Annotated in this window: 17 protein-coding genes; 8 read left to right on the forward strand and 9 right to left on the reverse strand. The window is 62.2% G+C overall.

Annotated features, from left to right (window positions below):
• Window positions 1–676 precede the first annotated feature (676 nt).
• From BN1233_RS18255 to BN1233_RS18265, 3 genes are all read right to left on the reverse strand, one after another.
• A complete protein-coding gene (locus tag BN1233_RS18255; protein WP_046864980.1) occupies window positions 677–1,375 on the reverse strand; it encodes an SGNH/GDSL hydrolase family protein in 699 nt (232 codons plus the stop codon).
• Window positions 1,376–1,760: 385 nt separating this feature from the next.
• Complete coding sequence (locus BN1233_RS18260) at window positions 1,761–1,985, reverse strand: hypothetical protein (RefSeq protein WP_147707368.1); 225 nt, start codon at window positions 1,983–1,985, stop codon at window positions 1,761–1,763.
• A gap of 334 nt (window positions 1,986–2,319) precedes the next feature.
• Window positions 2,320–2,793, reverse strand: coding sequence for a Ros/MucR family transcriptional regulator (locus tag BN1233_RS18265; protein ID WP_082145525.1), 474 nt, complete (start codon window positions 2,791–2,793; stop codon window positions 2,320–2,322).
• Window positions 2,794–4,215: 1,422 nt separating this feature from the next.
• Between BN1233_RS18265 and BN1233_RS18270 the strand changes: the two genes are divergently transcribed.
• Both BN1233_RS18270 and BN1233_RS18275 read left to right on the forward strand, forming a co-directional pair.
• Window positions 4,216–4,353 carry a KGG domain-containing protein gene (locus BN1233_RS18270; RefSeq protein WP_046864982.1) on the forward strand — a complete coding sequence of 46 codons (138 nt, stop codon included), beginning with the start codon at window positions 4,216–4,218 and terminating at the stop codon, window positions 4,351–4,353.
• A gap of 430 nt (window positions 4,354–4,783) precedes the next feature.
• Entirely contained in the window at window positions 4,784–5,296 is a 513-nt protein-coding gene (locus tag BN1233_RS18275) for a phasin family protein (protein WP_048707951.1), read from the forward strand.
• A 132-nt stretch (window positions 5,297–5,428) separates the two neighbouring features.
• Here the strand turns inward: BN1233_RS18275 and BN1233_RS18280 are convergent, their stop codons facing one another.
• Window positions 5,429–5,749: a hypothetical protein gene (locus BN1233_RS18280; RefSeq protein WP_046864983.1), complete on the reverse strand. Its 321-nt coding sequence runs from the start codon at window positions 5,747–5,749 to the stop codon at window positions 5,429–5,431.
• Between the two features lie 256 nt (window positions 5,750–6,005).
• Here BN1233_RS18280 and BN1233_RS51125 point away from each other — a divergent pair, with 256 nt between their 5' ends.
• Window positions 6,006–7,019 carry a BON domain-containing protein gene (locus BN1233_RS51125; RefSeq protein ID WP_074078319.1) on the forward strand — a complete coding sequence of 338 codons (1,014 nt, stop codon included), beginning with the start codon at window positions 6,006–6,008 and terminating at the stop codon, window positions 7,017–7,019.
• 822 nt (window positions 7,020–7,841) lie between these two features.
• On the opposite strand, the gene BN1233_RS18290 is transcribed toward BN1233_RS51125, so the two are convergent.
• The gene (locus BN1233_RS18290) at window positions 7,842–10,307 is read right to left on the reverse strand and encodes an AI-2E family transporter (RefSeq protein WP_082145526.1); all 2,466 of its coding nucleotides are present in this window, start codon (window positions 10,305–10,307) and stop codon (window positions 7,842–7,844) included.
• A gap of 354 nt (window positions 10,308–10,661) precedes the next feature.
• Here BN1233_RS18290 and BN1233_RS18295 point away from each other — a divergent pair, with 354 nt between their 5' ends.
• Window positions 10,662–11,963: a cation:proton antiporter gene (locus BN1233_RS18295; RefSeq protein ID WP_046864984.1), complete on the forward strand. Its 1,302-nt coding sequence runs from the start codon at window positions 10,662–10,664 to the stop codon at window positions 11,961–11,963.
• Window positions 11,964–12,051: 88 nt separating this feature from the next.
• Here the strand turns inward: BN1233_RS18295 and BN1233_RS47055 are convergent, their stop codons facing one another.
• From BN1233_RS47055 to BN1233_RS18310, 4 genes are all read right to left on the reverse strand, one after another.
• On the reverse strand, window positions 12,052–12,225 hold the full coding sequence (locus tag BN1233_RS47055) for a hypothetical protein (RefSeq protein WP_154678272.1): 174 nt from the start codon (window positions 12,223–12,225) through the stop codon (window positions 12,052–12,054).
• Between the two features lie 306 nt (window positions 12,226–12,531).
• Complete coding sequence (locus BN1233_RS18300; RefSeq protein WP_244470701.1) at window positions 12,532–13,146, reverse strand: sigma-70 family RNA polymerase sigma factor; 615 nt, start codon at window positions 13,144–13,146, stop codon at window positions 12,532–12,534.
• Window positions 13,147–13,390: 244 nt separating this feature from the next.
• Window positions 13,391–14,236: a YsnF/AvaK domain-containing protein gene (locus BN1233_RS18305; RefSeq protein ID WP_046864985.1), complete on the reverse strand. Its 846-nt coding sequence runs from the start codon at window positions 14,234–14,236 to the stop codon at window positions 13,391–13,393.
• A gap of 188 nt (window positions 14,237–14,424) precedes the next feature.
• Entirely contained in the window at window positions 14,425–14,610 is a 186-nt protein-coding gene (locus tag BN1233_RS18310; RefSeq protein WP_046864986.1) for a CsbD family protein, read from the reverse strand.
• Window positions 14,611–15,501: 891 nt separating this feature from the next.
• Here BN1233_RS18310 and BN1233_RS18320 point away from each other — a divergent pair.
• The 4 genes from BN1233_RS18320 to BN1233_RS48425 all read left to right on the forward strand — a co-directional run.
• Window positions 15,502–17,139 carry a helix-turn-helix transcriptional regulator gene (locus BN1233_RS18320; protein WP_244470700.1) on the forward strand — a complete coding sequence of 546 codons (1,638 nt, stop codon included), beginning with the start codon at window positions 15,502–15,504 and terminating at the stop codon, window positions 17,137–17,139.
• A 177-nt stretch (window positions 17,140–17,316) separates the two neighbouring features.
• On the forward strand, window positions 17,317–18,798 hold the full coding sequence (locus tag BN1233_RS43070) for a DUF4142 domain-containing protein (RefSeq protein ID WP_280139394.1): 1,482 nt from the start codon (window positions 17,317–17,319) through the stop codon (window positions 18,796–18,798).
• Window positions 18,799–19,492: 694 nt separating this feature from the next.
• Entirely contained in the window at window positions 19,493–19,783 is a 291-nt protein-coding gene (locus tag BN1233_RS18330) for a hypothetical protein (protein ID WP_147707370.1), read from the forward strand.
• Between the two features lie 134 nt (window positions 19,784–19,917).
• Window positions 19,918–20,150 (forward strand): hypothetical protein (locus BN1233_RS48425; protein WP_063776629.1); only part of this gene is annotated, 233 nt, incomplete at its 3' end.

Below are 20,150 nucleotides of genomic sequence, written 5' to 3' on the forward strand. Positions count from 1 at the left end.
TGTGGTCGTCCGAGATCATCGAGAGCCTCCCATCGTGCGCGATCATCGGGAGCCGGTCGTCGTGCGTGATCATCGAGAGCAACCGGTTGTCAGGGACCATCGGTCAATTCCAATCGTACGGGATCACCGCATACCGGGAGGATCTCAGGGCGGTGTGACCGTCACGTCCTCGGGAAGCCGGCGCGGTGGATCGCCCTGTGTTCGTTCGGTGTTCGGAGGTCCTTGCTTCGGGATGTAGAATCGTGTGGCGAGCTGACCTGCAGAGGTGCGTGCCGCGCCTTTCCACTCGGCCGTTTTCCTACCCGGAGACAGAAAAGCGCTGCGCGCTGTTCGTAGAGCGCCGTTTATAAACCAGGCCGGCGTCAAGGCGAGCCGGCTAAACCCCTCGGACCGCCAAACCTGATCAAGTCGCAGGGCCGCGGGCACCGAACCACAGCGGAAACATGGATTGACCAATGTTGCTCTCGAGGGCATGGGCGATAGCCCGCGTGACGAATGACGAGATCGAGGCAACGAAGTCGGCGCCGGAGCCGCCGCTTATAACATCGACGCTCTCTTTGTTCTCGAAGATGATCTGGTCGGCCCGCAGGGGCGCCTCGGCAAAGGCAGCGAAGATGCCATGGCCGGCCGCCGACGGGTGGACCGAGTCGAAGTAGCCGACCTCGTCGGGATCGAACTAGCTCATGATCTGGTTCCGCACGAGGCTGCCGTTTTGGTCGAGGGTGTAGAGCGGATCGTCGTATGCCTTGAGGCCGAAGGTCTCCTTGTCGGCGTGGACCTCGCGGGTGAGGAGATCGACGTCGATGATGGTGGTCGGCACGCCGGCCCTATTATAGGAGGTCGCGAGTTGCAGCAGGCCGGCATTGTGGGCCGCGATCATCGCGTCCTCGGCTGCCCGCTCGTCGGGGGTAGGGCAATCCCACGGGGCGTCTGAAGGAGAACGGCAGATTGAAGAGGACAAGTTCTCCAACGCCTTCTCGTGCGAGCCGCACGGCCGCCTCATCGATGCTCTCGAGCACTCTGGCGACGATCTTTGGATCATTCGGATCCGCGTCGTGATAGTCGTTGCCGCCAATGAAGATCGCGGCGGCGCTGCCGCTCGGCGCGCCGAAAAGATAACTGACCTCGAATTCCGTGACCTGGGCGTCAAGGCCAATGAGGAACTGCTCCAGTCCCGACGGCAGGCCTTCGCGCCGCCATAGGCGTAGTTGTTGGAGGGAACGCCGAGTTCCTGGGGCAGGATCTCGGCGTAGACGAGGCCGTTGGTGAAACGGCCATCGACATAGGGATCGTCGGGCCGGAACGGTTCCGGAAGCCGCCCCGCATCAGTGATGCTGTCGCCGAAGAAGAAAAGCCTCGTGAAGCCGATCGGCATGTCCGCCTCCATCGCCGTTGCAAGCGCGACTGCATCACAGTGATGCGCCCCTAGGCTGCGCCGGATTTTGGGCAGGATGAGGCCGTGCGCCGGCCTCATCCGGGGAGGGCGAGGCCGCGCGTGAGGAACAAACGGGGGCGAATTTCCGATCAGCGCCCTTATGGAGCCTAAGTTTCGGCGAGCAGATGCGTGCTCCAAAATAACCCCGCTCGGTAGGACGCTGCCGAGCGGGGTTATTTTGGAGGCGGGCCGCTACGCAACGCTGGCGCCAATTCAAATTGTTCTGATCGGGTTAAGCGTCCGTTGACGCTACGGCAGTCGCGGTATCCTTGGTCCCGCCGGGGCGATGCCGGCTGGCGCGTCGTCGAGGCTCATAGGCAGATGCTCAGGCGCAGATGGGGCTGGCGGTGGGACGAGCCTCGTCTCCTTTCACCGTGAGATGTCCCTTCACGGCCAGGGAGTGAATGACCCGGGTGACCGGCCGGCCCGCGAGCCACCACGAGTAGTCGTCCTGGCGGGGACTGCCCCAGATCCTCAAGGCACTCCCGTGCGTTTGGAGAGCAGACAACACGCGTTTCTCGGCAGGGGTAAGATGGCGGCGTCTCTTCATGAACGTTGTCCAAATATGAGCTGGTAAAGCGCAACAGTTCACGCAACAGACTCTCTTGCGGAGCCTTCATGGCAGCTCGTGACAGCACGAGACGCACCATAGGTAATTCTGTTGCCGTTCGGGTAGGCAAGTCGGGTTTCTCCGAAGAGCGTCGCACGCGCGCGAGCCCACGCAGTTCCGACAGGCGCATTTACGAAACGCGTGGCGAAGTGTTCATGAAGTCTTCCCGGACCCTGTGAGCCGCCCCTCCCGTGAATGCAGACCAGATAGGCGGTCCCGAGCGGACGACCTCAAGAGGCCGGGTCGCCTTTGCCGCTGAGGGGCAGCGGAAAGCTTACCGAGCCTTCTTGCGCCCACTCTTCTTCGCAGCCGGAGCGGTGGTCTTCGGAGAAGGGATGGCCGATTTCGCCGCTACTCCGGGCCTTTGGCCGAGCCCGCTGCTCCTCGCGAGTTCGGAGCGCCGCGCAGCGTAACTCGGAGCCACCATGGGATAGTTCACCGGGAGGCTCCACTTCTCGCGATACTGCTGAGGCGTCAGACCCAGCCGAGTGAGATGTCGCTTCAACGACTTGTAGGGCCTGCCGTCCTCCAGGCTGATCAGGAAATCGAGGGTGATTGACTTCTTCACCGGCACGGCAGGTGCGGGATTAGGGTTGCTTCCATTCTGGAGGGCCGCATGCACACCACTGATCAGCCCAGGCAAATCAGACTTCGATACAGAGTTGTTGCTGACGAAGGCCGAAACGATGTCAGCCGTAAGCTCGATGGCACTTCGAGAGGACACTGCCTGACCGGTCACGGTAGACATCCTGTAATGTGATAACTTCTCACGACAGGTCCGACACTGCCGGCCTGTAGACGTGCATCGCGAAGTACCGGGCGGTTATTAGGACATGCTGGCAGTTTTAAGGAAGTCTGATGAAGATTTCATGCCCCACCATCGCATTACCTGAGGCAACTTCGAGACAGGATGCTTCGTCTTGCAACCTCACCAGCATGCCTGAGGTAAGCGGCGCTTCCAGCGCTGCCCCGGCGGAAAACGGGGCATGGAGCTTCCGTTCCGTTCAGCCTTCTTGGTCAATGCTGCAAGGACGTTCCACTTCTGCTTCCGTGATGGCCCAATCTGTTGGGCAGGCTGGATGGTTTTCTGCGGCACCGTAATGACTGCTGCCGGTGAGAAATTTTCTACCGTGTCTGCGCTCACGCCTACTATGGTCGCAACAAGGGGCGGGGCCATAGTGCCGTGAGCGGCTGCGACTGAGGAATGCTCGGCTTCTTTCGCCCCGTGCGTCCGTGATGCCCTGCGCCGGGCAACTCGCTCCTCGGCTTCACGCTGCACCCGCTCTTCGACCGGGTTTACCAGAACTGACAGAAGGTCAGGCAGAACGCGGCGCGTAGACCGCTTCGCTGATGGCACACTTGTGGACGATACCTGGGGTAGGTTGGTGCTGAGCGCAGGCGTCGGACGAACCGAGGCAGGCACTTCGATCTCTGTGGGCAGTGCAGCACGTGGTTGCGCAGAAAGCTTCCCGAAGACGTCATCCACGAGGGATGAGCCATGTGGGGAAGAATTCTCGCGAAGAGTGAGAGTTTCGGGTTTGCGCCTGCTGGCGCGCTTGATCTCGAACGTGAAGGATCGCGCCGAATAGCGTGTCATACGCATGGTGAGAGCAACCTATGGAAGAGAAACCGCTCGATCGGGCAGACAGTGGCATGTCGGGCGACCTTGCTGCGCGGTCTCCTCGTGGACGTGCTCAGTTAACACCGATTTGCCAGTCTCCTGCGTCTAGGGATTCGGCATACCTGGATCGACCATTCGGCGGTGAGCCCCAGGACTAAGTTCAATGACGTACAGCGAAAGCCCAAGACGCGAACCTTGGGCTTCGGGCACCAGATGGACCATGCCGTTCATGCCATGTAGACCCCGGTTCTGATCAGCGCTCATAAGCGTCCTGGGAGACTTGCGCTGCCCGAGAAGACCTTCGCACCACTCCAGAGTCTACGGCAAAACAACCAACCAGCACTGTCTTGAGTTCCCCGTCAGTGCAGTTCGAGGAACATAGGAAGCAATGATCTAGCAGAGGCATCAGAGCCGAAGCAGTAAGCCACAGCAACAAAGCCAAGCTATGCCAAGGCTCTATTGTGCCATTGCATGACGGCTCACCGGGAACGATCAATTTCGCGCGAGGTTACCCGTCCGTGGACAGCCATGTGCCACGGAGGTGACGTGATGACAGCAGGCAATGGTGTGCCGAGGCGCGGTTTCGCGTCGATGAACTCCGACAGGCGACGCGAGATCGCCAGCAAGGGCGGCAAGAGCGTGCCGTCCGAGAAGCGCTCCTTCTCGCAGGATCGCAATCTCGCATAGCAAGCCGGTCGCAAGGGCGGACAGGTCTCGCGCAGTGCCCGGCAGTGAGGTTCGGGTCGCCAACCCGTGAGTTGAAGACACTGTCGAGGACGGTGACCGACCAATTGTTTTTCCGCCAAGCTGGAACGACGCTTCTCGCGCGGCGTTCATTACTCATACCGGCCCGAACCTTAATCCCCGCATTCCCCTTGTGCACGGGCCGAAGACTTCGAGAGCGCCCCTGAGGCGCTCTCTTTTTGACCTCGGATCTGCGGCTACGCTGAAACCGGACTCGCACCGGCACGTTGGACCACCGTCCGCAGACGCACGACAGCAAGCACCAAGTAAGGACGTGTGTCCGGGCGGGCCTTCAGCATTGGATTGGATTACCGGGTGAGCGGCGGAATCCGTGCTGCTTGGGACTGGGGAAAACCTTCAGGAGGAACAAGCAATGGCAGAGACCCGAAAGAACACGAGCGAGACGGTCAACGAGACCGTCGAGGCTGGACGCGAGACGGTGGAGACCGCAGCGGACGTCGTACAGGAAGCGGCCGTGGTGGGACTGGACGGAATCCGGCGTGCGACAGACCAGTTCACGCGAGCGCTCGGCCTTACTGGTCAGGAGAGTGAAGCCCTGACGCGTCAGGCGAGCGAGAACCTCGGAGCACTCGCGGAAACCAGCACGGTGCTGATGCGCGGCATGCAGGATGTGTCTCGCGAGTGGCTCACCTTGTCTCAGCACGGGCTGCAGAAGAACATCGATGGGTTGACCCAACTAGCGCGTTGCCGGTCGATGCAGGACCTCGTAGCGATTCAGAGCGAACTCCTGCGCAACAACTGGCATTACATGATTGATGTCAGCCGCCAGCTTGCCGAGCACTCGATCGAAATCGCAAACGAAGCCGCCCAGACGATCAGCAGCGAGACCAAGCCAGCGGCCAATCGCGCCCGCAAAGCAGCCTGACGGATCGCGCCTGCGATCACGTGGAGTTCGAGAGCGCCCGTGACGGGCGCTCTCTGCTATCGTGAGCGGTTGGATAACTCCCCTGGCAGGCAGGCGGACCTCACCTCAAATTCAGACAAGTTGCTCAGGAACTTAGCTGACTCGCTTTCGCTCCCCCGCAGGCTGGGCAGTCTCGGGAACAGCGGCAATGCGCAAGGTGCGACGAGCCACCAGCCGCACGGATTTGTTCGTCCAGAACCCAGACTTCTCGTTCTCCCCTGCTGCCTCCAGCAGCGCGGCGCTGCTCTCAATGCGATCGCGGTCAGTCTTCACCAGCGTTATGCGGGCCTGCTCCGTAGCGGCTTTAGCCGCGACGGGATCATGCGCGATGATGTTCCACCACGTAATTCGGACAGCAGCCTCCTTGCCATCAGCCAGGGACCATTCACGTGGCACACGGAACCGGCGGGGCATAGGTGATCTGGACCTCGCCTGCGCGTTCCAGTGCCAAGCTGCGCTCGATCAGCCGCGATGCAGCACGCTTGAGCCTCCTCAGGAACTCAGTAATTGCCCCTACCGTTGATTCACATACCGTTCCAGCAGGAGGCACAATATGAACCGCTATCGTTCATCCGGGGGAAATACGGGAATGGGGGCGCTTCTGGCCACAGCCGCTGGACTTGCCGCAGCAGCTATAGCGGCTTTCGGAACATCGAACAGGAGGTCTTTGATGCCCCAACAACGAGACAGATATCGCGACGACGACCGCAACCGCTTTGGCGAACGCGAGGATGATCGTGACGATCGGAACCGCAGAGGCGGCATGGGCAGCGACTGGAACCAGAATTACGGTCAGGATCGCGACTACGGCCAGCAGGGTCGCGAGGGCCGTGGCTGGTCCGGGCAGGATCGTGATGAGAATAGGGGCTATGGCGAGCAAGGCCGCAGCCGTATGGGTGGCTCGGATTACGGGCGCTACAGCCAGGGCCAGGGCGGCTATGAGCAAGACCGTGGCATGGGCGGCTCCCGAGGCGGCTATCGCCAAGGCGGCTACGAAGCAGGTCGAGACTATCGCGGGGGTGGCTATGGCTCTGATTACACGCGAGGCGGCCAAGGCGGCTATGATCGGGACAATGACTACAGTCGTGGCATGAGCGGCGGCTACGGCGAGAGTGGGCGCGGCATGGGCGGCTCCGACTACAACCGTGGCGGTGGTTATGGCGGGCAGCGCTCTGGCGGTGGGTATGGTTCCGCAGGTGGCTACGAAGGTAGCTTTGGCAGCAGCAGAGGAGGGGGCTATCAGAGCGGCCAAGGTGGCTATGGCGGCATGCAAGGCGGCCAGCACCGGGGCCGAGGGCCGAAGGGCTACAGCCGCTCGGACGAGCGCGTCAAGGAAGAGGTCTGTGATCGCCTCACGGATGATCCGCACGTCGATGCTTCGGAAATCGACGTGAGTGTCAGCAATGGCGAGGTGACGCTCTCCGGCACGGTCGATAGCCGGGAGGCCAAACGTCATGCTGAGGACTGTGCCGAGCAGATTTCCGGCGTCAGGCACGTGCAGAACAACCTGCGGGTCGGCCAAGGCGGCTCCATGGGTGGGCAGAGTGGCGCGTCCAGCACAAGTGGTTCGACCGCAGGCGGAATGGGAAGCGTTAGAACGACTGCGACTAGCGGCACCTCGGGCACGGCAGGCAGGACCGGCACCGGAGGGGAATCGAGCAAGACCACGACCTCGACTACCTAGTCCCGCTGTCAGCGAGCAGAAGGGGAGGAGTTCGCTCCTCCCTTTTGTTGTGCTGAGGTCAATCGCAGATAGCTTCTCCGCCAGCAACTCTCGGTCTGGGGTAAACTGAGGCCATGTCCCACGGCCTAGATATCTGGCGCCCACTCAAGGTGTTGTCGGTCGAGTGGAGCGCGGATGACAACCTGCGCATCATCGCGTTCAAGCGAGGCTCTTGGGAGCAGAGGCTGACAGGGATCACTGGAGAACTCATTGAGTAGAGACTGTTGCAATCCACTCGGCAGCCAAAACGACCAGGTCTGATCTGGCATCCCTCGTGGCTGCATCCGATCGTGGTGTCGAGGCGGATTTTCAGGCGGGGCATCTCGGACGACTCGATCACTTCGACCGGGAAGCCGGCAGCGCGGACATGATCACCACTGAGGATCCTCATGGCACTGCCGGGCCGGGGAACGTCCGCTCCTCTCCTCGAATCCTGATCTCCACCGTGCCAATCGCAAGCCACAACTGCATGACCCTCCGCAGCATTGCCTGCCGATGGGAACTCCGGGCCGGGCGCCCGGCGGGGTTCGAATCTCACCGGCTTGAGGAGCACGGTACTCCTGTGAGCCCGAGTTGTGTGCCAGCGACGTTGAACCGGAGCGGCGCAATGTCCGCCCTGGGACGCACCATCTCCGAGAGACACATACAACCGGATGGTCGATGTCTGCTGCGTCACTGGGGGTTGTCAATCCGGCGGTAGCGTGAGTCCTTACGCAGGAGGCTCATGCCTGCGCACGGGCCCCCGGCCAGGACCGCCCGTGCCAGGACCGAGCAGACCGTCCTTCAGTCCTTCGGCTGGATCGAGGCGAGCTTCCAACCTCCTCGCGCGGCATCACCGCCGGGATTGAACGCCGCCGCATCAGTCCCCTCCCGGTCTGCGATGTCATATCGGCGGCTCTCGAGTTGCACCATCACCTGATCCGCCTCCTCCTGAAGCCGGCTTCGATCCGCGTCCGAGAACGAGCGTGGTTTCGTATCGATGACACACAGCGATCCAAGCACCAGGCCGGCCGAGGTGCGCAGCGGGGCTCCGGCGTAAAAGCGGATGCCCTTCTCGAGCACGAGCGGATTGTCGGCAAACCGCGGGTCCTCGGTCACGTCCTCGGCCACCAGGACACCATCCGCCGCCACGACGTGGCCGCAGATCGATATGTCCCGGGGCGCCTGCCGAGCGTCATCGAGGTCCGGGGGCAGGCCCGCCGCTCCTGGCCAGATCTGATGTTCCTCGCCGAGGAGCGACACGAGGGCGATGGGCGCATCAAAGGATTGCGCGATGCGCCTTGCCACCTCATCGAACTGCGCGTGCCGGGCCGGGTTCAGTCCAAGCTCGCGCAGGGCTTCGAGCCTCTCGTGCTCGTTATCCAGAACGGGAGGAACGTCCCGGGTGTTGCCTGGCCGCCGGGACACCCATGCCTCCACTTGGTTCACGCAGGTGTCGAGCGACACGATTGCGGCATCTGCCGCCATTTGCCGTGCGATATCCTCTGCCTGGCCGCTGTGAGGTCGCGCATTCCAGCAGCACACGATGAGCCTCACGCCTGGCGCACGCCGCCGGATGCGGCGGCATATGTAGCGGGCAAACACCTGCGGGTAGGCGTGAAGATAGGACAGGCAGACAACCTCCACACCCGTGAGATCCAGTTGACCCAGAGCGCCCTCGCTGACAGAGATCGGGGGCAGAACCCGCGTGCCGATACCTCTTTCCTCGAGCACCTGAGCGAGCATTTCAGCCGCCGCCCCATCGAGCTCCGTACGGCCCGCGATGCACAAAACCGGCGTGCCGAGTGTGCGGGGGCGGGACGGGTCTCGACCTTCCGCACCCTCCTCGTTGGCGCTGGACCGTGACGCCTTGTCCTCGATGTGCTCGGCCACTTCGCGCACCACGCAAGTCGCGGTGCTCGCAACAAGACGCCTGTAGTTAGTGTCCGTCGTGCTGCGCTGGCGATCATTCTCCGCCAGGCGAAGGGCCGGAATGGCGACGTGGTCGTAGAACTCACGCGAGGAGTGCTCGTCGACGTAGTCCTCGGCCATCTCGACCGCCTCTTCGAGGTTGCCGGCAAGCAGGCGCTGATAGAGGCGCTCCTCGGGAGCAAGCACGGGATCGCTGCCGAGGAGAACACCCAGGAACTCGAGCTGCGGCACGTAACGGCCGATCACCACGAGGCAGACGGTCAAGGGTGTCGCGAGGAACAGCCCGACCGGACCCCACAGTGTTGTCCAGAAGATCGCGGCCATGATGATCGCAAGTGAGGACAGGCCGGTGCTGGAGCCATAGAGCCATGGCTCCACGACATTGTTGCTGATGAGCTCGGCGAGGAGAAACAATCCGATCACCCACATTAGCATCGACCAGCCCGGGTCGACGGCGAACGCGAGCGCTATCGGAAAGAGCGCCGCCAGAAATGGCCCCAGGTACGGCACGAAGCGCAGCACTGCGGCGAGCAGGCCCCACAGGACGGCATTGGGAACGCCGATGAAGTAGAGAGCGATCCCGATCGGCACGCCATAGGTCAGGTTCACCACAAGCTGCATGAGGAGATAGCGGCTGACCCGGGCCGCCGCATCGTTGAGCGCTTGCGTACTCTTCTGAAGATCACCGGCTCCGGCCAGCTTGATGAAGCGGTCTCTCAGGTCCTCGCGTTCGAGCAGGACGAAGATCACGAAGATCACCACGAGGCCTGCTGTGGCGAGCGGCGCAAGCAGGGGACCAACGATGGCTTGGATGACCTCCAAGGGCCGGGCCTGGGGGCGCTCGAGCCTGACCGTCATGGGCTCTTGTTGCGGAGGGCTCCCACCTACGGCAGGACCGGATGGCTCCCCCTTGTCCTCACCTGAAATCTCCTTGCTGAGGTCCTGGATCGTGGTGGTGACCCGGTCCACGACACCCCCGCCGGGAGCGGAGGCTTGCAGGGAGCGGATTTTCTCGCTGATCGTGTTCTGATAGCTCGGAAGGTTGCTGGCGAGCTGAACGAGCTGCCGGCCGACCACAAAGGTAATCCCGCCGATCAGGATGAAGGCGAGCGTGACGGCAACGAGCACCGCAGCCATGCGGGGGAGCTTCAGCCTTCTGAACCAGTTCACCAGGGGCGTGAGGGCAAAGCCCAGGAGAACGGCAAGAGCGAAGGGGACGAAGATGTCGCGGCCGAAGTAGAGCCCCCCGATCGCCAGGACGATGCCGCCGGCCGTGACGATGGAGGAGTTTGCAGGCGGCGGAGCCGGCTGGAGCGGGGGCGTAGCCGGATCGGCCATGGAACATACCTGCGGAAGAGGAGACCGCAAGACAACTCAGGAGTGGCTCGATGGATCCTATGTGGCCAACCGGCACTGCCTGCATGAGCGTAGGGCGTCATTGCCGCCACCCGTGATCCATCAAGGCCGTATGCTGCCGCCGGTCAAGCACGAGACCACAACCGACAGCAGGGTGCTTTCAAGACATCGCGTTACGCTGCCTGGCACAGGCGGCAATGCCCTCCAGGCAGAAGACCTGGGGAGGCTGTCTTCCGGTGAGTAAAGATCCACATCGCGACCCACGCGGCGACAGATCAACACTCGAGCAGATCCTCGTCTATCGGAACCCGGGGACTCCTGGCTGCGTTCGCGGGCATGGATCCCTACGTGGTGGTGCTCGCGGGCTTCGGAGTGGTCGTACTCCTGACCGCCTGGCTCCCGATGCTCGTGAAGGAACTGCCGCTCTCGCTGCCGATCTTTTGCGTCGCGCTCGGGGCAGCGCTGTTCGCCATCCCGGACTTGCCGGGCGTCGCCGCCCATCCCCAGGAGCACCTGAAGATCACCGAACGCCTGACGGAGCTCGTCGTGCTCGTGGCCCTCATGGGCGCCGGGCTGAAGCTCGACCGGCCGTTCGCCTGGTCGACCTGCCTGCTCACCTGGCGCCTGCTTGGCATCGCGATGCCGCTGACCATCGCGGCCATTGCGCTTTTGGCCTATGCGCTCCTGGGCCTCGGGGCCACCGCCGCCATCCTCCTTGCAGCATCCCTGGCTCCCACGGACCCCGTGCTGGCCAGCGACGTGCAGGTGGGTCCGCCGGGCGAGGGCCTCGAGGACGACGTCCGCTTCACCCTGACCGCAGAGGCGGGCCTGAACGACGGGCTGGCCTTTCCCTTCGTGAACCTCGCCATCGCATTGGCCATTGCCAGCCAGACGGGCGCGCCCTGGTTCGGCCACTGGCTCACCGTGGACGTGATCTGGAAGCTGGCCGCCGGCGTGGGGATCGGATGGCTCGTGGGGCGGACCCTGGGCTGGCTCACCTTTCGCCTGCCGAACCGGGCCAATCTCTCGCGCACCGGCGACGGCTTCGTGGCGCTCGGGATCACGGCAGTGTCCTACGGCCTCACCGAGATGGCGCACGGCTACGGCTTCCCGGCCGTATTCGTCGCGGCGGTCGCGTTTCGCTCGGTCAAACGGGGCCACAGGTATCACGAGAAGCTGCACGATTTCATCGAGCAGCTCGAACGCCTCCTGATGATGATCCTGCTCGTGCTGTTCGGGGGCGCCCTCAGCGGGGGCGGCCTCCTCCAGGAGGTCACCTGGGTGGTAGTGCTTTTTGCAGTCCTGACCATCTTCCTGGTGCGGCCGCTCATCGGCTGGATCAGCCTGGCGGGGCGGGATCAGCCCGCGGACGAGAAGGCCGTGATCTCGTTCTTCGGGATCCGCGGCCTCGGCACAGCATACTATCTCGCCTATGCGCTTGGGCATGCGCCCTTCGAGCAGCCGAACCTGCTCTGGAGTGCGGCGGGTCTCATCGTGCTGGGCTCGATCGTGCTGCACGGCGTGACAGTCACACCCGTCATGCGCCATCTCGACCGCCGACGCTCGCGTTTGAACTCAATCCGTGAGGCCTCGGCGGTGCCAAAGACCGACTTGCAGCATGACACCGCGCAGGCCTGAATCGATCTGCCAGCGCACGATTCTGCAGGAGCGACGGGTCTGGTTAGAGCTCCCCTCGGCGATCTGACTGCACGTGCGCGCGAAATCCTCAGCCCGCCCTAAAAGGCGCAGACCGATCACACCTTGCTGTCGGCCACGGCGGCACCACGCTGCCCCGGGCTCCGGGCAGAGTCTGGTAGATGATCGCATCCTTGTACCAGAGCGTCGGGCGCCGCCTGTCGACCGTACGGGCGGCGATCCGGATGCGAGGATCGTCTTGCATGCGCCTCCTGTCTCGCGAAACTATACCTCGCGAAATCACACGTTGAGCGGGGTTCCTCGCCCAAACCGTCGATCGGCGGATGCGTTCCCCTTCCGTACCAATCGAGCGGCACACTACGGGTTGCGCCGTCGTGAGCTGGAAGCGTGGAGTAGAACATCACCTCACGCGCACGCCTCATCAGTTCAGCCGACGATGTGCGGAGTCGTACCCACGTGACAGAGCGCGTTCCGAGTCGATATCGCGACCCGAAGAACACGCCCGCATACTTTGCTTGGCATGCTCAGTGGTTCCTAGGCCTGACCGCCCTCACAGTTGCGCATGGCGGGATCCGGCAATCCTATCCCCGGGAGCGAGCCCCATCAGTTCGACAAGATAGCTTCTGGCCCGATTAACCCGGCTCTTGATGGTGCCAACCGCACAACCGAGAACTTGGGCCGCCTCTTCATAGGACAATCCCTCCGCGCCCACGAGCAGGACTGCCTCACGTTGGCCCGGAGGCAGCGATCCAAGAGCGGACTCAAGATCATGGATCATGATCCTGTCCTCCTGATTCGGGATGGCGATCATCGTTGCGGCATAGGATCCGTCCCCATCCTCGACCTCGCGCAGGAGCTTGCGGCGGTCTGAGCAGAACTGGTTACGCAAGATGGTGAAGAGCCAAGCCTGGAGGTTCGTGCCGGGCTCGAACTGCTCCTGCTTGCTGATAGCCCTGAGCACTGTCTCCTGCACGAGATCTTCGGCTCGATCCGAATCCCGCGCGAGCGAGTTGGCGAAGGCCCGGAGCGAAGTAAGGCTTGCGATGATCCGCTCGACGAATGATGGGTCGATCGGCTCAGTGTGGGCGCGGATAACTTGAGTTACCCGTTCGAGCAGCTTGGAGAGGCCGTACGGGAGTTTGTCTTCGGCTGGGTTGCCGTACAACGTGCGGAGCTGCTGACCGAGATGGCTTTGGATAGTAGTATCCAAGACGGCAGAACTACATAGACCCACAGCAGGCGGGCGGGGGATTCCGGAGTACCGAATAGCGTTACTCCGGTTCGACAGTGTCATCATGGTCGTTTTCCGCTCGAACGGACAACATGCGGGTGCTCACGCCTGGGGACGCAATGAGTCTTCTATTGCAACATACCCTGGCGTCGGCGGCTCGCTCGGGGCGAGCCGCTCGCTATTGTCGGCGGCGATCACGGGTTTGCTTTGAATCAACGCCGCGCTCGTCTTCCACGTCAACCTCGGTGCGACGCACTGTGTCCGACACGGTCTCTGCCCGCTGCTCTACATCCTTGCGAACTACCAGCTCTTCCGTGACGCGTGCCGCCTTTGAGACGACGGCCTCCTCCGCACGCTCCTCAGCCTCGATGGTACGCTCCTGGAACAGATTCGCATCCCCTGTCACGGTGCGGTCAACGGGCCGACTCTCGACGTGAACGCGCTCGTCACGCAGGACGACCTGCTCCTGGACGGGCGTCTCGACCACATATGAGCGAATGCGGACGTGCCCATGGTTCACTTGCCGCTTGCCAATCCGTAACTGTTCCTCGGCAATCGGGATCACCTCCGTATCGCCCGTTACCGCTTCGGAAGTTCCTGTCTGCGCGGCAGTGGCCGATCTTGTTCTGCCAGCCGTGTACCCGGTCCAGCCTTCTTTTCGCCAAGCGGACTCGCGCTCGTCCATGTTGATGGCTCCGTGATGCTCGACGATATCGGCAACGCGGTCCACCTGCGCTTCGTCGATCGTCACGGACAAGGTCGTGCCGCCCCGACTCATGCCCTCTGCGTAGATGGAGCGATCCTCGTCCGGCAGGAAGAAGTCGCCCAGCGAAGACCAGAAGCCACCTTCGTCTCCTGTGTGGTCGTAAGACGAACCCAGATCCGTACGTCGATAGCTGGTCACCTCAGCTTCCGGCAGCAGGCGCATGGTGGAGCGGCTGATGCCAGCCTCTGCGAGCGCCTCCATGGCCTTCTGTGCATCGGCGCGGTGATCGAACTGCGCGATGACGGTCTGCTCTGTCATGGCCCTTCTCCTCGTTATGCGTCTGGGTCTGAGGGCGTACCCGGTGTGCTGCGAAAGATCGGCCCGCATTGGTGCTCATGCCCGCCGGGCGGCGCCCGCCAGATGCAATAGCGACGAATCCGACGTGACCAAGTCGACGCCTTATCAGGCGAGATCAATCGGCTCCCTAGTGACGGCCGCGAACTCTTTCAGCGGGATTTGGTGGCGTCGCGCACCGTGTCCTTTATGCCGCCCGCTGCGTTCTGCGCTTTGCCAGTCGTTTTCTCAGCGGCTCCCTCAGCTTGGGTTTTGGTGTCGCCCGTGACCTTACCAATGGCTTCCTTGACGGAGCCTTTGGCCTCCTTTGCGGAGCCTGAAATCCGATCCTTGTCCATGACAGCCTCTGGGTTAGCTATGACAGGCGGCGGGTACGCCGACCGTCCCGACAGCCATACTAACTCTTTCAAATCATTATGGTTTAATTCTTTTTTTCTGGTTATCCTGCACTACCCGACCTGGTCTTCTCATACCCGTTTTTTGTACGCTGGGGAGCTTCGTCATGATGGGCTAAGGGCAGGGGCGGCGGACCAACAGCGGCAATCATAATATCAATGAACCTCTGGGCCGTCCGTTTAAGCACCGGGCGCTTAGGAGACCATTAGGAGACCAGTTGCAACTGAAATAGCGCTGTAACTCAGCTCTCGGCAGTGGAGGTTGTCGTCACAACTGCTCCTCCTCGGACAGGAGGGCTGGACACGTCACTTCACGAAGGCTACTCATTCCGTTTTGCCGGAGCGCATCCAAATTGTCGTCATAGGCTACGCTCGGTTGCTTTATCGACGTGCGGAGCAGGTTCGGGTTGGAGAGGACGTGGATGGTGTCGACCTGCCTGATGTGGAGGCGGCTCTCTCTGAAGGAATGAAAGTAGCCTTCAGCCTATAAGCACGCAGGGCGGAGATCCCTCCGGAAGCAAGGCAGTACATCACTATAGATCATCAATGAGCACCCGCGGATCGTGAGGTCGATCCAGCTCTGCCATTCAGGTCCAGGCTCCTTCGGTTTCTGATCCCAGTCTTTGAGGATAGATTCCTTCACAACACCTTATCCCTTCTTGATTTGCATCACCCGTCTAGGCGTCGGGCGATGTCCGGTCAGGAGCTCACCCCATACGAGCAATTTCCTGAGATGCCCCTGATCTGAAGCGGGCGCGATCGGATGGGTGGCGCGCGAAACCCATGGGGCCGAGCCCCGTTGAAACCGCCAGAACGGAAGCGCAGAGGGATCCCATGGCAAAGACAGATGCAGGCATGGGTCGCACCGCATCCCGGCACACAAAACCCGGCAGCGCCGCTGATGCAGCCGGCTTGGTTGTGAACCGGCCGGGCACCGCCCCAAGCCATGAGCCTCCGGATCGCTCGCAACTTGAGCAGATCATTGCCGGCCTGACAGAGGGTGTCATCCTGGTCGAACCGGATCAGACCATCACCTATGCGAACGAGGCCGCGCTCGAGATGCACGGGGTCACCACCCTCAAGGAACTCGGCCGGACTGTCGACGAATATCGCAAGAACTTCGTCCTGCGCTATCAGAGCACTCATCTGCTCGACCATGGCCGCTATCCCATCGATCGGGTTGTGGCCGGCGAGGCCTTCGAAGATGTCGTTGTCGTGGTGGCTCACAAGTCCAACCAGGACCGCGATCGCACGCACCGCATCCGCAGCTTGGTCATCACCGATCAGGCCGGCAATCCCGATTGTCTAGTGCTTATTGTCCATGACATCAGCGGGCAGATCGAGGCCGAGGACCGCTTCGAGCGCGCCTTTGCGGCGAACCCGGCACCCGCCACCATCTGTCGCCTTACGGATCTGCGCTTCGTCAAAGTGAATGAGGGTTTCCTGGAACTCACTGGCTACAAACGCGAGGATGTGCTGGGCCGAACCATTTACGAGATTGATGTGCTGGAACGGGCAGAACGCCGGAGTCTCGCGCGCGAGCGGCTGCGTGCGGGCGAGACCATCCCGCAGATGGAGGCCTGCCTCACCGTGCCGAGCGATCCCGGCGGACGTCAGGTCATCGTGGCAGGCCAGCCGATCGAGGTTGGCGAGGAGCCCTGCATGCTGTTCACCTTCGCCGACTTGGAGCCGCGCCGGAAGGCCGAGACGGCCTTGCGCCAGTCCGAGGAGCGCTTTGCCAAGGCCTTTTGCCTGTCACCTGTGCCCACCACCATCAGCACCGTCGAAGATCATCGGCTTATCGAGGTCAACGAGGCCTTCTCCAGGGTGCTGGGCTACCGTGCCCAGGATGTAGTCGGATACCCCACAGAGGATCTCGGCCTCTGGGTCGGTGACGACGAACGCTGCCGCTTCGAAGCCGAACTCGCCAGGACAGGATCCATCAGGGACTTCGAAGCTTATCTGCGGGTGAAAGGCGGCGGCCAGATTGACTGCCTGGTCTCGGCCGAGACGGTCACCCTGAGCGACCGCAAGTGTGTCCTGTGCTCGTTTCAGGACATCACGGCCCGCAGACGCTCGGAGGAGGAACTCGTCAAGGCGATTGAGGCGGTCATGGCGGATGCGTCCTGGTTCAGCCGCGGCGTGGTCGAGAAGCTTGCCGCCCTGCGCCACTCGCCGCGGCCCGGCCAGTCACCGGCACAAGTGGCCGCCAGCATTGCTGATCTGACGCCACGGGAGCGCGAGGTGCTCACCCTCGTCTGCCAGGGCAAGAGTGACCCCGAGATTGCGAGGGAGCTTAAGCTCGCCCGCAACACGGTGCGCAATCACGTGGCGTCCCTGTACCAGAAGCTCGGAGTCAACCGGCGCAGTGCCCTGATTGTGTGGGCCCGGGAGCGCGGCATCGGGGCTGAGGGTGTCACGGCGAAACTGTCAAAGGCCCGGAAAGAGGTGCGGGAACACCGGCTCAAGTAGTGCGGATTAACCAGCAAAAATAATAATGAACCTCAATGATCTGGATAGGTTAGCGCTCATGACGGGACAGCGCCGGTGAGCGGGTGTGCTTATGCCAATGCCCAGTGCCGTGTCCCCTCTCAGGCCCAGAGCGCGAGAACAGTTACCGCAACGCGGAGACGAAAGATGAAGCTTCGTATGTTGGTACTCCTTGCATCGGCAGCGTTCATCCCAGACGTTGCTTTGGCGCAGGCTCCTCAGCCTGCGCCAAGACCGGCCTCGGCCCAGTCCGGCACCCAGATCCCTGCCGCTGACTTCGTGAACCGAGCCGCGGTCAGCAACATGCTCGAGATCCAGTCGAGTCAGCTTGCTCAGCAGAAGGCGCAGAACGACCGGGTTCGCGAGTTCGCGCACAGCATGGTCCAGGACCATACGGCAGCCGGAGACAAGCTGAAATCAGCCGCGCAGGGCGTTCCAGGAGCAACAGTCCCAACCAGCCTCGATCAGCCGCACCAGCAGATGGTGCAGACCCTACAGAGCGCGTCAGGTCCAGGCTTCGACCGGGACTACATTCAGATGCAGGTTACAGCCCACCAGGATGCCGTGAACCTGTTTGATCAGTACGCACAGAACGGTGACAATCAACAACTCAAGCAGTTTGCACAGCAGACGCTTCCGACCCTGCGTGAGCATCTCCAATCGGTTGAGCGGATCCTGAACTCGCTGCCCCCCGCCCAGATCGGTGCAGCGCCAGGCAATGGCGGTCAACAGCCGCAACAGACGGCGCAGAACCAAGCCGGACAGGGCCCGTCCCGTATTGTTGTCCAGCAGCCGGTCCCCACGGTTCGGGTCGATCAGGCCTCACCGCAGGTGACGGTCCAGCAACCGCAGCCGAATGTGACAGTGCGCCAGCCCCAGCCCGAAATCCTGGTGCGCCAGCCGCAGCCGACGGTCACAGTGGATATCCCTCAGCCTGAGATCGTCGTGCGCATGCCGCAGCCGGATGTGAAGGTTGCAATGGCCCAACCGCAAGTGCAGGTGAACCAACCCCAGCCGCAGGTCCAGGTCGTACAGCCGCAACAACAGCCTCAAGTGCAGATTCAGCCCGCTCAGCCGCAGGTGCAGGTTCAGCAGGCTCAGCCGCAGGTGCAGGTGCAAGGGGCCGACAACCAGCCGATTGTACGATACGAACGGGCTGAGCCGCGGGTCGTCGTCAACCAACCTCAGGGTCAGCCGAACGTGCGCATCGAGCGGCAGGGCGAAGGCCAACAAGCCAACACTCCGCAGCAGGCCCAGCAACAGGCAGCGGCCCGGCCTGCCGACACCCCGGCGGCCTCTCAGACGACAGGCGCCTTGCCGACAGCGCAGGCGCTCACAGCGTCGCGCGTCAGTGGCATGAACCTGTACAACACCCAGGGCAATGCATTGGGCGATGTCGAGAGGGTGGTCCAGGGATCCGACGGCCGGCAGTACATCGTCGTCGGCGCGGGTGGATTCTTGGGGATTGGCGAAAAGCACGTTGCCATACCGGTAGATCGCGTGGCAGTGCGTGGTGACCGGCTCATCACCCAAGGCCTGACTGAGGACCAGATCCGCGCCCTGCCGAGCTTCGACCGCAATGACCGCAGCTTCCGGCAGCTTGAAGGCAACCAGCCGGTTCAGGTCAGTGTCCTGCGGTGAACGCCGATGACTCAGAGGGCGACCCGATCGGTCGCCCTTCTGATTTCGAAATGGCGTTCAGAAGTGGGGAGCGTGCAGATGGGCATCGACCGCACCACTTAACGCCGCCGATCATGGTGTATGATGGATAGCTATGTCGTGTCAGACGCATGTCACTGGCCTTCAGTAGCGGGCATGAATACGCCTGTTCCTGTAGCTGCTCCCTTGTTAATCCTGACGGTGTGAAGGGCGGCAGGCAGAATCACCGCGTTAGGAAGGTCGATATCCCGATGGGTGGTCCGCGATGGTCATCGATTCCGCACGAAAGTTGGCCGATATGAGTCGCATAAGTGCTCGCTCTATCGTGGGTCACGGGTGCTATCCTCATGGGCCGCTAACCTTCGGTGCAATTGCCGCGATAGACACATTCGAGCAGTCGTCCGGCTCGCCACCATTGCAAGAGGCATAGACACGACCATGGTAGCAGGTGCATCTAGTCGCAACCTAATACCGCTTCCCAGACTTAGCTTTAGTTTCTGGAGAACAGCTACACTGTTCGATCTGAGCGACGGCTGTAAATCTCGTAAAGCTGCCTTTTTCGCGACGGCTATTGCAGCGAATGGTTCGGGTGATCGTATTCGTTCATCTCCGCTTCAGAAAATCTGCCCCACTGTCGGAGTCTTCGCGGCTTCACTTGACGCCCTGCGAGGTGACCATGAATGGTTTGGAGAGGCGCGATCGCGTGCCCGATCATGGATTGGACGACACCGTTCCTGTCGACATCATGCGCCTGCGCGACGAGCTCTATCGACTGAAGGAGCGTCAGATCGAGCTCGATGGCAAACTGCGCCATGCCGTCATGCGCCAGAAGTTTGGCCGCGATCAGGACAGCATCGCCAAGGCCGAATGTGACGAACGGGAGCACTTGTTGGCCTTGGATCGGCTGATGACCAGGATCCGGGCGGTGGAGGCCAAGTTGCGCCTCGCGAAGCGGCGGTTGCACTAGAGGGCCCTCACCAGACCGTGGGACGTCCTCGCGCCACGACTTCCGCAAGCCGCCCGGCTTCACCGGTCCGTCGTGCTGCCGCGGGAAGGGGCTGCTTCACGGGAGCCGGGTGAGGAGGAACGACGAGGAATCCGATGCGCACTTACAACCTGTTCCGACGCAAGGACGCGGCAGACCTGTACTGCGCGGTGCCCGAGGATGTGGCGCTTCCAGCGTTCCTGATCGAGGACACCTGGGACTACGCTCAGGCCCTCGAGGTCGGTGCGTTGTCGGGCTTCGACGCTGCGGCTGCGGAAGCCGCCGCGCTGCTGAATGGGTTCTACCTCTTCCATGCGGCGGATCAGAGCAACAGCGCGGGCAAGACAAG

Source organism: Microvirga massiliensis, assembly GCF_001006805.1.
GTDB lineage: Bacteria > Pseudomonadota > Alphaproteobacteria > Rhizobiales > Beijerinckiaceae > Microvirga > Microvirga massiliensis.

Bases quoted from the DNA above. Each gene is read 5' to 3' on its own strand.
- BN1233_RS18320 (WP_244470700.1), top strand. From the start codon at position 15,502: ATGGCAAAGACAGATGCAGGCATGGGTCGCACCGCATCCCGGCACACA.
- BN1233_RS18290 (WP_082145526.1), bottom strand. From the start codon at position 10,307: ATGGCCGATCCGGCTACGCCCCCGCTCCAGCCGGCTCCGCCGCCTGCA.
- BN1233_RS43070 (WP_280139394.1), top strand. From the start codon at position 17,317: ATGTTGGTACTCCTTGCATCGGCAGCGTTCATCCCAGACGTTGCTTTG.
- BN1233_RS18330 (WP_147707370.1), top strand. From the start codon at position 19,493: ATGAATGGTTTGGAGAGGCGCGATCGCGTGCCCGATCATGGATTGGAC.
- BN1233_RS18270 (WP_046864982.1), top strand. From the start codon at position 4,216: ATGACAGCAGGCAATGGTGTGCCGAGGCGCGGTTTCGCGTCGATGAAC.
- BN1233_RS51125 (WP_074078319.1), top strand. From the start codon at position 6,006: ATGCCCCAACAACGAGACAGATATCGCGACGACGACCGCAACCGCTTT.
- BN1233_RS18275 (WP_048707951.1), top strand. From the start codon at position 4,784: ATGGCAGAGACCCGAAAGAACACGAGCGAGACGGTCAACGAGACCGTC.
- BN1233_RS18260 (WP_147707368.1), bottom strand. From the start codon at position 1,985: ATGAAGAGACGCCGCCATCTTACCCCTGCCGAGAAACGCGTGTTGTCT.
- BN1233_RS18305 (WP_046864985.1), bottom strand. From the start codon at position 14,236: ATGACAGAGCAGACCGTCATCGCGCAGTTCGATCACCGCGCCGATGCA.
- BN1233_RS18255 (WP_046864980.1), bottom strand. From the start codon at position 1,375: ATGCCGATCGGCTTCACGAGGCTTTTCTTCTTCGGCGACAGCATCACT.
- BN1233_RS47055 (WP_154678272.1), bottom strand. From the start codon at position 12,225: ATGCAAGACGATCCTCGCATCCGGATCGCCGCCCGTACGGTCGACAGG.
- BN1233_RS18310 (WP_046864986.1), bottom strand. From the start codon at position 14,610: ATGGACAAGGATCGGATTTCAGGCTCCGCAAAGGAGGCCAAAGGCTCC.
- BN1233_RS18265 (WP_082145525.1), bottom strand. From the start codon at position 2,793: ATGTCTACCGTGACCGGTCAGGCAGTGTCCTCTCGAAGTGCCATCGAG.
- BN1233_RS18295 (WP_046864984.1), top strand. From the start codon at position 10,662: ATGGATCCCTACGTGGTGGTGCTCGCGGGCTTCGGAGTGGTCGTACTC.
- BN1233_RS18280 (WP_046864983.1), bottom strand. From the start codon at position 5,749: ATGCCCCGCCGGTTCCGTGTGCCACGTGAATGGTCCCTGGCTGATGGC.